Below are 13,525 nucleotides of genomic sequence, written 5' to 3'. Positions count from 1 at the left end.
TCATGAGCTTGTTTCGCGTTGCGTGGGCTATTCGGCGGCCTGCGCAACCTTCATGCGACTGGCGGCGTCGAGCACCGCCTTGACGATGTTGTGGTAGCCGGTGCAGCGGCAGATGTTACCTTCGAGCTCGTGGCGGACGGTCTCCTCGTCGAGCTTGCCGCCATGACGATGCACGATATCGACCGCGGACATGATCATGCCGGGGGTGCAATAGCCGCACTGCAGGCCGTGATTGTCGCGGAACGCGGCCTGCATTGGGTGCAGCTCGTCGCCCTTGGCGAGGCCTTCGATGGTGGTGACATTGGAGCCGGCGGCCTGGCCGGCCAGCATGGTGCAGGATTTGACCGCGCGGCCGTCGACATGGACGACGCAGGCGCCGCACTGGCTGGTATCGCAGCCGATATGGGTGCCGGTCAGGTTCAGGTTTTCGCGCAGCAAATGCACGAGCAGGGTGCGGTCCTCGACGTCGACCGAGACCGCCCTGCCGTTGACGGTCAGTTTGATTGTAGACACGCGTCTATCCTCCCGAAGTCTCAATTATTGGCCCAGTACAGCACGCTTCTTTTACGACGTAATCGCGATCAAAGTCGTAGTCGCGGCCTTGTCATGAAGGCGAGCCGGGCAGTGGCTGCGATCCTAGCAGGCAGCCATTGAATGGGCAATTTACAAGCGGACGCAAGGCCTGTCCGGCGCGGCGAAATTGCGTCCGCATGCGCGGTCTCGCGGCTCGGTCGGGCGTGCTGTCGCGCGCCGGAATCGCCGGCGCGGCCGCTACTACCTTCCGCCTATAACGACGCAAAAGCGTTGCTGTCATTTTCGTCGCCGACGCAGCGACGGAAGATCGCTGGTTCATGAATTGGGTCAAGAGCCGCGCGCGCGATGCATGCATCGCGGCAACGAAACCATTTTGTTTGGAGGAAACAGATGAAGCTGAGGAGCGGGATTTTCTTTGCCGGCGTGTCGCTGGCTGCCATGCTGATGGTGAGTGTCGGGGCCGCGAGGGCCAATGATTCCGTCGTCAAGGCGGTGTCCGATCCCAACGGATGGGCGATCGCCGGCCACGACTACGGCAATACGCGCTTCAGCCCCCTGAAGCAGATCACCTCCGAGAACGCCGGCAAGCTCCAGCTCGTCTACTCGCTGTCGCTGGCCTCGCTGCGGTCCAACGAGTCGTCCCCGGTCGTGATCGGCAAGACGCTCTACGTCTCGACCTCCTGGGGGCCGAAATATGTCTACGCGATCGACGCCGCGACCGGCGCGCGCAAATGGACCTGGCAGCCGGATATTCCCGACGACGTGCTGCAATATGCCTGCTGCGACGTCAACAGCCGCGGCGTCTCCTTTGCCGACGGCAAGATCTTCGTCGGCCGGCTCGACGGCAAGCTGACCGCGCTCGATGCCGAGACCGGCAAGGAGCTCTGGACCTCGACGGTGGTCGACTACAAGCAGGGCTCGGTCATCACCTCGCCGCCGCTCATCGTGCGTGACAAGGTGATCACCGGCTTCGGCGGCGGCGAGTACGGCGTCCGCGGTTCGCTGCAGGCATTTTCCGTCAAGGACGGCAAGCTGCTGTGGCAGACCTATACGGTGCCGGCGCCGGGCCAGCCCGGCAGCGAGACCTGGAAGGGCGACACCGGACTGCACGGCGGCGGCGCCGCCTGGCTGGTCGGCTCCTACGACGCCAAGTCCGACACGGTGTATTGGGGCACCAGCAATCCGGGACCCTGGAATACGGCGGTGCGCTCCACCGGCGACGGCAATTTCGGCAAGCTGACCAACCTCTACACGGCGTCGACGCTGGCGATCGATCCCAACACCGGCAGCATCAAGTGGCACATCCAGGGCACGCCGGCCGATGCCTGGGACTATGACGGCGTCAACGAGCTGCTGCTCGCCGACCTGAAGATCAAGGGCGCCGACACGCCGGTGCTGATGAAGGCGGACCGCAACGGCTTCTTCTTCGTGGCCAACCGCGAAACCGGCAAGGTGATCTCGGCCGAGAAGTACGTGTTCGCCAACTGGGCCAAGAAGTGGGACATCAACACGATGCGGGCGGAAGAGGATCCCGACAAGCGCCCGGGCCCCGGTCATCCCGCCAAGGATATCTGCCCCAACCTGATCGGCGGCAAGAACTGGCAGCCGATGTCGTTCAACCCGCAGACCGGCCTCGTTTATATCCCGACCAACAATGTCTGCATGGACTGGTCGGTCAGCGACGTGAACTACAAGCGCGGCGTGTTCTATCTCGGCGCCGAATTCCCTACCAAGGAAGGCCCCGGCGGCTTCCTCGGCGAGCTCGTGGCCTGGGATCCCGTCGCCAACAAGAAGGTGTGGGGCATCAAGGAAGACCTGCCCTTCAACGGCGGCACGCTGACGACGGCCGGCAACCTGGTGTTCTCTGGCAATCTGCACGGCGACTTCCGCGCCATCGACGCCAAGAACGGCAAGGTGCTGTGGAGCAAGAACCTCGGCAGCGGCATCGGCGCAGGTCCTGTGACCTATTCGGTCGACGGCAAGCAGTATGTCGCGATCGTGGTCGGACGCACCGCGGCGCTGCCGGCCTTCCTCGGCGACATCGGCAAGAAGATGGTTGCGGCGGCCCCCGAAGGCGGCTCGCTGTTCGTGTTCGCCCTGCAGTAAACGATCCTCGAAAGGAGGCAGCATTGTCCGTGTCCTGCATCGTCCGAAACGAACTGCGCACCCCCTCGCGCAACACGCGGTTGGAACATGCGATCCGGACCGTGCTGCTCTCCGCCCTGCTGATGGCGCCGGCCCTCGCGGCCGGCGCCGGCGAGACAAAGCCGCCGCTGCGGCTCTGCGCCGACCCGACCAATCTGCCGTTCTCGAGCGACGATCCGGGCAAGCCCGGCCTTTATCTCGAGATCGGCCAGGCGGTGGCGCAAAAGCTCGGCCGCACGGTGAGCACCAATTGGTACAAGTCGTATTTCGGCAAGCGCACCGTCCGCGAGACGCTGCTGAGCAAGCAGTGCGACGCCATGGTCGGCCTGCCGCTGATCGACGATTTCATGGGACCGGCCGTGATCTTCTCGAAGCCGATCGCCCATGAAGGCTATGCGCTGGTCGGCGCCAGGGATCGCAAGCTCGCCGGCATCGACGACCTCAAGGGGTTGCGCGTTGCGGTGCAGTATCAGTCGACCCCGCAAAACCTGCTGGCGTCGCGCGATGAGATCCAGAAGGTCACCGTGCTCAGCCCGGACGAGGGCATGGCGGCGCTCGAACAGGGCAGGGTCGACGTGGCCTTCATCTGGGCGCCGGTGGCCGGCTGGCTCAACAAGACCGCCTATGGCGACAAGTATCAGGTCGTGTCGACCGCAGGCGACGGCCTGCTCTGGGCAACGGCGATCGGCTTCGCCAAGGCGTCCGGCGCGTTGCGCGATGAAGTCGATGCCGTGCTGCCGTCGCTTCAGTCGGATATTTCCGCCCTGTTTGCCAAATACGGGGTGCCGAACGGCGCCCCGGTGAAGTTCGGTGAGGCCGATCGGGCGACGACGTCATCCGTCGGAGCAAAGGAACCCGTCACGGTCGGTCAGGCGGCCGCAGCCGAGAAGCCGGTTCAGACCGCGGCCACCGCCGGGGATGCCACGACGGGGCGGGAGGTCTTCAACGGTACCTGCGCCCATTGCCATGGCCCGGACGCCGTGCAGGCCGAGCGCAAGATCGACCTCAGGCTGCTGAAGAAGCGCTATGCCGACGACATGGAGTCGACCTATTGGAAGACCGTCCACGACGGCCGGCCGGCCAAGGGCATGCCGGCCTGGAAGGACGTCTTCAGCGACGATGAGCTGCGAAACGTGTATGTCTATCTGCAGACCGTGCAGGACACGGGTGGATCGAACTAGCCGCGGCCGTCGGCAACCAGCTGTGCGAGGGTCCTGATGATGGGGTTCCTGATCATCGACGATCACCCTCTGTTCGGCGAGGCGCTTGGCAACGCCATCCGCATCTCGCATCCCGATGCACGCATCTATGAGGCCACCTCGATCAAGGGCGCGCTCGGCATCCTCGCCGCCGAGCCGAGCATTGACCTCGCGCTGCTCGACCTGTTGCTGCCCGATGTCGTCGGCTTCTCGGGCTTCCAGAAGATCAGGGATCGCTATCCGCGCCTGCCGATCGCCATCGTGTCGAGCGAAGAGGACAAGCACACGATCCGCGAAGCGCTGGAAATGGGCGCGGTCGGCTATCTGCCCAAGTCGACGTCGCTCGGCGAGCTCTCGCAGGCGATCGCGCGGGTGCTGAGCGGCTCGGTCTCGGCACCGCGGGATTTCGTCGCGGCCGGCGCCCTGGACCAGTCCGAGACGGCGCGAACGCTGCGCGAGCGGATCCAGAAGCTGACGCCGCAGCAGATCCGGGTGCTGCATTTGATCGTGCGCGGCCTGCAGAACCGCGAGATCGCCGCGGAGCTCAAGCTTGCGGAATCCACCGTGAAGGCGCACGTCACCGAGATCCTGCGTAAGTTAAAACTGTTCAGCCGCAACAAGGCGATCATCGAGCTTGGCAAGATCACGCTCCCGGTCGCGGAGACCTGTGCGGGCGCGAAGCAGGACAAGGGGCCTTAGGCGCGCGGCGCCGCGCGGCGCGCACAGAAGGCGCTGACCATGGGCTGCCGCTGTATTTTTGGATAACGGTGTCGCACAATGGCTGTCATCGGTGACCCCAAAGAGGACGGCGCAGCATTGACCACGACGATGCCCCCGGCAGACGAGCCGCCGCCCGGCAAGGCGGCCGTGCTTCGGCTGCTGATCGTCGAGGATCACCCGCTGTTCCGTGCCGCCCTGGTCGGCGTGATCGGCGCCGAGTTTCCCGATGCCGAAATGTTGCAAGCGACTTCGATCGATGGCGCGCTTGACGTGATTGCCGAGCGCGACGCTCTCGATCTCATCCTGCTCGATCTGTCGATGCCGGGGACCAAGGGCTTGCTCGGCGCCTATCGGGTGCGGGCCGCCGCACCGCGCAGTGCGCTCGTGATCGTGTCAGCGCATGACGATCCCCGAATCGTCGGCAGCGCGATCGCGCTCGGCATTTCCGGCTACATCCCGAAATCGACGCCGAAGGCCGAGCTGGCGCGCATGCTGCGCGGCATCCTCGAAGGCGAGGTATGCCTGCCGACCCGGTTCCGTGACCGCGCCGCTGCGCGGCAAGGCCAGGCCGACGCGCAGCAGCTGATGCAGCGCCTCGGCCAATTCACGGCGCAGCAGCTGCGCGTGCTCGACATGATCTGCCGCGGTCTGCAAAACAAGCACATCGCCTACGAGCTCAATATCTCGGTCACCACCGTGAAGGTCCACGTCTCGGAGATCCTGCGCAAGCTCGGCGTGCGGAGCCGGACCGAAGCCATCATCGCGCTGTCGAAGCTCGACTTCGGCAAGCACGACCACGCGGCGGTGACGGCCTCGCCGCCGCGCGGCGCCGGGTCATAGCCGGGCCGACTGCTCGGCCGCCAAAAGGAACGACAGCAGCGAGCGCATCTCGGCCGGCTTGATCGGCTTCTTCAACAGCTCGTGGCCATACGCCGAGACGTCGGAGGCGGCCTTGGCGGAGTAGTCGGCGGTGACGATGATCGCCGGAACCTTGGTGTTGATCGCGCCGCGGATGACGTCGACCGCCTGGATTCCGGTCTCGCCATTGTCGAGATGAAGGTCGGCGATGATGGCGTCGGGAATGCCGTCGAGCGCGTGGATGCGTTCGAGCGCCTCGCTCTTGGAGATCGTCACCGCGACGTCGCAGCCCCATTTTTCCAGCAGGTGTGCCAGCCCCTCGGCGCTCGACAGGTCGTTCTCGATCAGCAGGATCTTCGCACCTTCCATGCCGCCGTAGCGATAGTCGACGCTGGCCTGCTCGCGCATCGGGATCGCGACCGGGTCGAGCGTGCGCGGCACCGTGACCGAGAACACCGCGCCCTTGCCGGGCCGCGAGGTCAGCCTGATGTCGTGTTCGAGCAGGTCGGCAAACCGTCGCACGATCGAAAGCCCGAGTCCGATGCCGGCCTTGTCGCCGGCGCTGGTCTCGCCGCGCTGGAATTCGACGAAGATGGCTTCGCGCTGGGCTTCCGGAATGCCGGGCCCGGTGTCGTGCACCTCGATCCGGATATCGTCGCCGTGGCGCCGGCATCCCATCAGCACGCTGCCGCGATGGGTGTAGCGCAGTGCATTGGCCAAAAAGTTTTGCAGGATCCGGCGCAGCATCAGCGGATCCGAGCGGACCACCGCAGACGACGGCATGATCCGGAAGCCGAGGTTGCGCCTGGCGGCGGTCGCGGAAAATTCCTGCTCCAGCGCCTCGAACAGCGAGGCGATCGCGACCGGTCCGAATTCCGGCTTGAGCACGCCCGCATCGAGCTTGGAGATGTCGAGCAGCGTCCGCAGCATGTCCTCGAGCGTCGCCAGCGACCGGTCGATCTGCTCGGTCAGGGCGACGCCCTTCGGCTCGCTCGTCATTTCGGCCAGCGCGGACAGCGTCAGCCGCGCCGCATTCAGCGGCTGCAACAGGTCGTGGGTCACCGAGACCAGCACCGACGATTTCAGTGAGCTGGCCGCCTCGGCCTGCTGCTTGGCCTGCAGCAGCCGTCCGTTGGTTTTCTCAAGCGATTGCAGCGCCTGCTTGAGCTGCTGGGTGCGGTCGCGAACCTGCTGGTCGAGCGCAATCGCGGTCTCGAACAGGGAAAAGGCGTTGAGCTGCTGGTCGGTCGAGCGCTCGACGCGCGACATCAGCGCCGCGTTGATCTTGCGCAGCTTCTCGGCCTCGCGTTCGAGCGCCATCAATCGCGTGGTCTTGCTGTCAGTCATTGCGGCGCGACGCCCCGCTTGCCGATGGCGATCCCGGTCAGCGTCTGGTTGACATGCATGGAGCGGTACTGCTCGCCATAGGTCTGAAAGCCAATCACTTTGTTGCTGCGATAGAGCTCCGACATCTCCCGCGACAATTGGCGCTGCTCGACATCGAGCCGGCGCAGCACGCATTCGAAGCCGATGAACATCGAGACCTCGCCGAGATCGTCGGCGAGTTCCTTGAGCAGGCGGCTGGTCACGTCGATCGGATCGCGCTCGCGCGCCACCGTCAGCACCATCCCCTCGTCGATGGCGCAGAAGAATTGCAGCGATCCGTCCGGGTTGGTGCGCTGGATCGACCGCGCGTAATAGGCGCCGCCGACGCGGACGAGGACCGGGTGAGCCGCGAAGGAAAACAGTTCGAGCTTGCTCTCGCTGAGGCCGACGGCGCGGGAATATTCCAGCGCGGCCGGTTCGGCGTTCAACTCCTTGACGATGCGGCGCTCGATATCGGCCTCGGTCACCACCATCTTGGTCGAGGTCGGCTCGAAATGGTCGCACTTGAACAGGCGAAACGGCAGACGTGTCCGGATCAGGATCAGGACCGCGGCGTCAGTGTAGGCCTCGCCACCATGGAAGACCCAGGACCGCTCGAAGCGCAGGCCGTCGCCGGCGGAGCCGCCGACCACCGGGATATCTTCGAGCGATGCGTAGATCGCCGACATGATGGTTTCTTCGCGCTGGCACAAGCCGTCGATGAACAGTAGCCCGAACGATTCGTCGGTGTGATCGCAATGCTCGGTCCGCTCCGCGAATTCGTGCTGCAACTCGGTGCAGATCGAGCGGCCATGGTCGACCCGAAACGTCGCCAGATCGAACAGCGGCCGGGCCGCGATGACAAAATCGGCGGCACTGAAACCCATCGCGACGACGCTGTCTTCGTCCCAGCCGCCGGGCGACAGCTCGCCGGCCGTGGTGCAGCCGAAGATCGGAACGTCGGGCATCCGGCCGGACAGCTCCGCGATGAAGGTCTGGGGGTCGTAGAACGGCGAGACGAACACCACGAGCATGGCGAGATCGGCCGCCGCCAATTGGCGCACGATCTCGTCCGCGGCTTGCCGCGGTCCGTCGGTCTTTGCCTGCACCACGACGATGCTGTCGGTGGCGCTTGCCTGCTTCTCCGCCAAAGGCGTTCTCCCTGACCAGAATTTTTTTGCTTTTCTTGGTACGGTTTTCTTGGCGCGGCCGGTGCCCGCGCGGGTCGTGAGCGTGTTCAGGTCATGCCGCGATGGCTCGCGTTTCGGCCTGCATAGTCCAGATCGTGAGGGGAAATGTCATTGGCCCGGCTGCGCCGCCGGCGGCCATGCTCGCCGCAAGCACGAGCGGCGTCTTGCGACGCGATGACATGGGACTCCTCCCGATGTGTTCTCCCGGCCCGGGCAGGGACGGGTTTGATCGGTTCTAAACTATCGGGCCGGACCTGCGCGTCAATCGCCAAGCCCAGCCTCCTAGACCGACCAAGGTAGTAGCGTGCCGAACCCGTCGGCCGCTGCTCATTTACCGAGCCTTATCGATTCTGCCTTAGTTTTGCCCTCCGGGGTCTGGGGCGGGTTGCTGCCGGACCCCGCGTGGTTTTCAGAATGAAGACGGGGGTTGGAATGCCGGGACTCAAGCGATCGCTCTCGATCAGGATCCCAACCCTCAGATTCCGCGCCAAGATCATGCTCGGCTTTGCCGTGACGCTGGCGCTGTCGGCGGGCACCATGGCCTTCGCCTATCTGGGCTTCGAGCGGGTTTCGACCGGGGTCGGATCCTACCGCCAGAGCGTCGCCGAGGCCGACCTCGCCCGCAACATCGACCGCGAACTGATCTCCTACCGTTCGCTCGCACGTTACTTCGTGGTGACCGGCAAGGAGGATGACGCCAAGGCGGCGCAGGCCGCGGAGGCCAGCCTGAAGGAGGCCATCCTGGCCTCGATGAAGGGCACCACCAACCCGGCCCGGCTCGAGCAGATCACCAAGCTGGAGCGTGAATTCCGCGCCTTCACCAAGATCTTTGCCGAGATCGTCAAGATCAAGGACGACAGCGCGCAGACCGCGCAGAACCGGTTGATCCGCAGCGCCACCTCGATGCGCTACAAGCTCGACGATCTGCCGAGCAATGCCGATGATTCCGAGCTGCAGTCGATCCAGTTCGGCACCAAGAAGGTGTCCGATCAGCTGCAGTCGATCACCGGCGCCGTCAACACTTTCGTCGTCAATGGCGACAAGTCGGTTGCCGCCAGCGCGCTCGCCCGGCTCAAATTTGCCGACAATCTGGTCAAGGCGATCACCTCAAGCAACGAGCGCATCACACAGGGCGTGAAGGACGTGAGCGCGCTGCTCGACGAGTACCGCGCGGCGCTCGCCAAGCTGATCGAGAACGCCAAATCGATCGACGAACTGACCGTCGAGATGACGGAATCCGCGGCGGCCATCAGCCAGGGCGCGGCCGCGATGAAGTCCGACCTGCTCGCCGACCAGAAGCGGCTCGAGACCGAATCGCAGGCCACGATCGGCGACACCGAACGGCTGATCCTGATGCTGGCCGCTGGCAGCTTCGTGCTCGGGCTCTTCTGGGCATTCCTGCTCGGCAAGGGGATTTCGCGGCCGATCGCGGCGATGTGCGGCGCGATGCGCGAGCTCGCGGCGGGCAATTTCGACGTCGTGCTGCCCGGCCTCGGCCGCCACGACGAACTCGGCGAGATGGCCGGCGCGGTGGAGGAGTTCAAGCTCCAGGCGATCGCCAAGGCCGAACGCGATGCCGCGAGCCAGGAGGCGCAGAACAAGGCGAGCGCCGCGGCGCGGCGCGCCGAGCTGATCCGGTTCGCCGACGAATTCGAATCCGCCGTCGGCTCGATCGTCTCCAACGTCTCGGCCTCCGCCGTGCAGCTGGAATCCTCGGCCGGCACACTGACGCGGACCGCGGAGACCACCCAAAACCTCTCCAGCCAGGTCGCCGGTGCTTCCGAAGAGGCCTCCAGCAACATGCAGTCGGTGGCTTCCGCGACCGAGGAGCTGTCGGCCTCGGTCGACGAGATCGGCCGCCGCGCCAAGGAATCCAGCCAGATCGCCGACGCCGCCGTGCGTCAGGCCGAGCAGACCGACGCGCGGATCGGCAAGCTCTCGCGCGCCGCGCAGGAGATCGGCGACGTGGTAAAGCTGATCACGGCGATCGCCGAGCAGACCAATCTGCTGGCGCTGAACGCCACCATCGAGGCGGCGCGCGCCGGCGACGCCGGCCGCGGTTTTGCGGTGGTCGCATCCGAGGTCAAGTCGCTGGCGAGCCAGACCGCCAAGGCTACCGACGAGATTTCCAACCACATCGCGGGCATGCAGGCGGCGACCCAGGAATCGGTCGCCGCGATCAAAGAGATCGGCGGCACGATCGGCCAGATCTCCGGCATTGCGACCAACATCGCAAGCTCGGTCGAGCAGCAGAGCGCGGCGACGCAGGAGATCGCCCGCAGCGTGCAGAACGTCGCGATCGGCACCCAGGAAGCCGCCGCCAGCGTCACCCAGGTCAACCGCGGCGCGACCGAGACCGGCGCCGCCTCGGAAGAGGTGCTGAACTCGGCGCGCTCGCTGTCGGTCGAGAGCTCGCGGCTGCGCGAGGAGCTCGACCGTTTCATGGCCAACATCCGCGCGGCGTAACGTCACTCTCGTCGTCCCGGCGCAGGCCGGGACCGATACGCCGCGGCTCGTGAAACGGGCAAGCGGCCAATTATGCGCCCACCAACGAACAGTTGTGGTTATGGTCCCGGCCTGCGCCGGGACGACGCCGTTGGTTGGTGCGGCGCAATCAATCGCGGCCGAACTGGTGCCTTAATTCGACCTTGGCGCGTTCCAGCCGTGAGCGCTGGGTCTTCGGCAAGGTCTTGCCGGCGCGGTTGATGTAGAAGGTCAGCATCGACAGCGCGGAGCGATAGGCGCCGCTCTTGCGTCGCGTGCTGTGTTCGGCGGATGCCTTCAGCGACGCCGCGATCTTCTTGGCGCTGGTCAGCTTGAATACGCCGCGCTGAAGGTCGAGCGCATCGCTCTCCTTCGTCACGCGCTGCGACCAGCGCTTCGATGCCGCTTTCTTCGCTCCGCGCTTGCGGCGCGCTGTTCCCGACGTGGATTTTTTGCGTGCGCTGTTGCGCGCTGCCGTTTTGCGTGCCGCCATCATCGCCTCCATCGCTTTTGAGCCGAACCGCCTGCAGCTGGCGCAGTTCCTATCCTGCATTGCGGGAACCGCAGCGCAGCGCCGGCGTTAGCATGCGGTGGCGGGCAATCCGTTTGCCGCAATCCTGGGAACCAAGAACCTTGGAGCAATCCGTTCCGGGGTCTTTCCCATTGGTCCGATCTGATGAGCCTGCAGCAGACACAGCCGAACTCTGCGACGACCAACGACGTTACGGCTGCGGCCGCACCTAGCGATGAACGCATCATCGAGACCTCGATCCCGCTTCGCCTCGATGATCTGCACTGGAGCGGTTTTCACACCCGTGTCGTCTTGGCGCTCGGCATCACCTGGATTCTCGACGGGCTCGAAGTAACATTGGCCGGCGCCTTGTCGGGCGCGCTCAAGGACAGCCCGACGATGGGCTTCTCCAATGCCGATGTCGGCTTCGCCAGCAGCGCCTATCTCGCCGGCGCGGTGCTCGGCGCGCTCGGCTTCGGCTGGCTCACCGACCGGATCGGGCGCAAGAAGCTGTTCTTCATCACGCTCGCGCTCTATCTCTCGGCAACAGCCGCGACCGCGCTGTCGTGGAATGTCGCGAGCTATGCGCTGTTTCGTTTTCTCACCGGCGCCGGCATCGGCGGCGAATACACCGCGATCAATTCGACCATTCAAGAGCTGGTGCCGGCGCGCTATCGCGGCTGGACCGATCTCGTCATCAACGGCAGCTTCTGGCTCGGCGCCGCGATCGGCGCCGTCGGCGCGATCGTGCTGCTCGATCCCGCAGTGCTGGCGCCCGATCACGGTTGGCGGATCGCCTATTTCATCGGTGCCGCGCTCGGCCTCGTCGTGCTGTTCATGCGGATGTGGATCCCGGAAAGCCCGCGCTGGCTGATGATCCACGGCTACCCCGACCGCGCCCACCAGATCGTCGCCGACATCGAGCGATCGGTGCTCGGCCATGAACAATCCAGCGAAAATTTTCCCAAGGTCAAGCTGCGGATGCGCGACCACACGCCGCTGCGCGAGGTCGCGGCGACGCTGTTTTCGACCTATCGGCAGCGCTCGCTGGTCGGGCTGACGCTGATGGCGGCGCAGGCCTTCTTCTACAACGCGATCTTCTTCACCTTCGCGCTGATCCTGACCGATTTCTTCGGCATCCCCTCCAGCGATGTCGGCTGGTACATCCTGCCCTTTGCCGCCGGCAACTTCCTCGGTCCGCTGCTGCTCGGCCGCCTGTTCGATACGCTGGGCCGCCGCACCATGATCACGGTGACCTATGGTGTGTCCGGCGTGCTGCTGGCGCTGTCCGGCTATCTGTTCTCGATCGGCGTGCTCAGCGCGCAGACCCAGACCATCGCCTGGATGGTGATCTTCTTCTTTGCCTCGCCGGCCGCGAGTGCGGCCTATCTCACCGTCAGCGAGACGTTTCCGCTCGAGGTCCGCGCGCTCGCGATCGCCGCCTTCTACGCGATCGGCACCGGCATCGGCGGCGTGATCGGGCCGGCGCTGTTCGGCGTGCTGATCGACACCGGATCGCGCAACAGCGTGTTCGGCGGTTACCTGTTGGGAGCCGCACTGATGATCGCAGCGGCCGTGGTGGCGTGGCGCTACGCCGTCGCGGCCGAGCGCAAATCGCTCGAATCCGTGGCGCGGCCGCTGGCATTTCTGGAGTAGAATGACATGACACATGATGTGGCTGAGAAGCCCGGCACAATGGACAACGATATCGCCCCTGACGACGCGCCGGACAGTGCGGCCGCACTGGCCTCGCTGATTCCGCCGCTCGACCAGACCGCCATCCTGCTCGATATCGATGGCACCCTGCTCGATTTCGCGCCGACGCCGCGCGAGGTCTGGGTGCCGCCGGAGCTGGCGGTGACGCTGAAGCAGTTGCACGCGCGCTCCAATGGAGCACTGGCGCTGGTCAGCGGACGTTCCCTGAACGACATCGACCTGATCTTCGCGCCGGACCTGTTTCCCGCCATCGGCGGCCACGGCGCCGAGATGCGGCTGCAGCCGGACAGCGAGGCGGTCGCCACCCATTCGCCGCCGCTCGACAAGGAATTGAAGCGCCGGCTGGCCGCAATCGCAAAGCTCAGCCCGGGCATCCTGCTCGAGGACAAGGGCTACTCGCTGGCGCTGCACTATCGCCTCGCGCCCGCGGCGGAGAAGGCGATCTATGAGGCGGTGTCGCTGATCCGCGCCGAGCTGCCCAATGCGCCGATCGAGGTGCTGCCGGGCAAGAGCGTCTGCGAGATCAAGCATGCCGGCTTCACCAAGGCGAGCGGCGTGCGCGAATTGATGACGCAGGAGCCGTTCAAGGGCCGGCGTCCGTTCTTCATCGGCGACGACGTCACCGACGAAACCGTGTTCGCGATCATGCCCGACTACAATGGGCTCGCATTCTCCGTCGGCCGCCGCGCGCTTGGTGTGGCCGGACAATTCGGCACGCCGGACGACGTGCGCGAATTTCTCGCGCATCTGATCGACGGTAAGGGGACGTGAGACTGTCCTAATCGGGCCACTTTTCCTGCAGC

12 protein-coding genes are annotated in these 13,525 nt (G+C 65.3%); 7 read left to right on the top strand and 5 right to left on the bottom strand.

From position 1 onward, the window contains the following. Nucleotides 1–27: 27 nt before the first annotated feature. On the bottom strand, nt 28–513 hold the full coding sequence (locus tag CI41S_RS01940) for a (2Fe-2S)-binding protein (protein WP_139857178.1): 486 nt from the start codon (nt 511–513) through the stop codon (nt 28–30). A 411-nt stretch (nt 514–924) separates the two neighbouring features. Between CI41S_RS01940 and CI41S_RS01930 the strand changes: the two genes are divergently transcribed. The 4 genes from CI41S_RS01930 to CI41S_RS01915 all read left to right on the top strand — a co-directional run bounded on the left by CI41S_RS01930 (nt 925) and on the right by CI41S_RS01915 (nt 5,438). After that, nucleotides 925–2,640 carry a PQQ-dependent dehydrogenase, methanol/ethanol family gene (locus CI41S_RS01930; RefSeq protein ID WP_139857176.1) on the top strand — a complete coding sequence of 572 codons (1,716 nt, stop codon included), beginning with the start codon at nt 925–927 and terminating at the stop codon, nt 2,638–2,640. A 29-nt stretch (nt 2,641–2,669) separates the two neighbouring features. Further along, nucleotides 2,670–3,860, top strand: coding sequence for a c-type cytochrome (locus tag CI41S_RS01925; protein ID WP_347339242.1), 1,191 nt, complete (start codon nt 2,670–2,672; stop codon nt 3,858–3,860). Nucleotides 3,861–3,896: 36 nt separating this feature from the next. Next, complete coding sequence (locus CI41S_RS01920) at nt 3,897–4,577, top strand: response regulator (RefSeq protein WP_139857174.1); 681 nt, start codon at nt 3,897–3,899, stop codon at nt 4,575–4,577. Nucleotides 4,578–4,655: 78 nt separating this feature from the next. Continuing rightward, nucleotides 4,656–5,438: a LuxR C-terminal-related transcriptional regulator gene (locus CI41S_RS01915; RefSeq protein WP_244626384.1), complete on the top strand. Its 783-nt coding sequence runs from the start codon at nt 4,656–4,658 to the stop codon at nt 5,436–5,438. Here the strand turns inward: CI41S_RS01915 and CI41S_RS01910 are convergent. The 3 genes from CI41S_RS01910 to CI41S_RS44910 form a co-directional block, all read right to left on the bottom strand. After that, nucleotides 5,433–6,803, bottom strand: a complete 1,371-nt coding sequence (locus CI41S_RS01910) for an ATP-binding response regulator (protein WP_139857173.1) — start codon at nt 6,801–6,803, stop codon at nt 5,433–5,435. The two genes, CI41S_RS01915 and CI41S_RS01910, sit on opposite strands and share 6 nt — an antisense overlap. Beyond that, nucleotides 6,800–7,972 carry an FIST N-terminal domain-containing protein gene (locus CI41S_RS01905; RefSeq protein WP_139857172.1) on the bottom strand — a complete coding sequence of 391 codons (1,173 nt, stop codon included), beginning with the start codon at nt 7,970–7,972 and terminating at the stop codon, nt 6,800–6,802. The genes CI41S_RS01910 and CI41S_RS01905 overlap by 4 nt, the downstream gene beginning before the upstream one ends. A 91-nt stretch (nt 7,973–8,063) precedes the next feature. After that, a complete protein-coding gene (locus tag CI41S_RS44910) occupies nt 8,064–8,192 on the bottom strand; it encodes a hypothetical protein (RefSeq protein WP_283813058.1) in 129 nt (42 codons plus the stop codon). Between the two features lie 251 nt (nt 8,193–8,443). Between CI41S_RS44910 and CI41S_RS01900 the strand changes: the two genes are divergently transcribed. Then, nucleotides 8,444–10,477 (top strand): methyl-accepting chemotaxis protein, encoded by a 2,034-nt coding sequence (locus CI41S_RS01900; RefSeq protein ID WP_139857171.1) that lies wholly within the window; start codon nt 8,444–8,446, stop codon nt 10,475–10,477. Between the two features lie 148 nt (nt 10,478–10,625). On the opposite strand, the gene CI41S_RS01895 is transcribed toward CI41S_RS01900, so the two are convergent. Then, complete coding sequence (locus tag CI41S_RS01895; protein ID WP_430649988.1) at nt 10,626–10,988, bottom strand: DUF3175 domain-containing protein; 363 nt, start codon at nt 10,986–10,988, stop codon at nt 10,626–10,628. A gap of 183 nt (nt 10,989–11,171) precedes the next feature. Here CI41S_RS01895 and CI41S_RS01890 point away from each other — a divergent pair, with 183 nt between their 5' ends. Continuing rightward, a complete protein-coding gene (locus CI41S_RS01890) occupies nt 11,172–12,662 on the top strand; it encodes an MFS transporter (protein ID WP_139857169.1) in 1,491 nt (496 codons plus the stop codon). Between the two features lie 39 nt (nt 12,663–12,701). Further along, entirely contained in the window at nt 12,702–13,493 is a 792-nt protein-coding gene (gene otsB, locus CI41S_RS01885) for a trehalose-phosphatase (RefSeq protein WP_430650004.1), read from the top strand. The last annotated feature ends 32 nt before the right edge of the window (nt 13,494–13,525 follow it).

This window comes from Bradyrhizobium ivorense (assembly GCF_900696085.1).
Lineage (GTDB): Bacteria > Pseudomonadota > Alphaproteobacteria > Rhizobiales > Xanthobacteraceae > Bradyrhizobium > Bradyrhizobium ivorense.
Note: the sequence above shows the minus strand (reverse complement) of the source record. Positions and strands in the feature narration are given on the sequence as shown.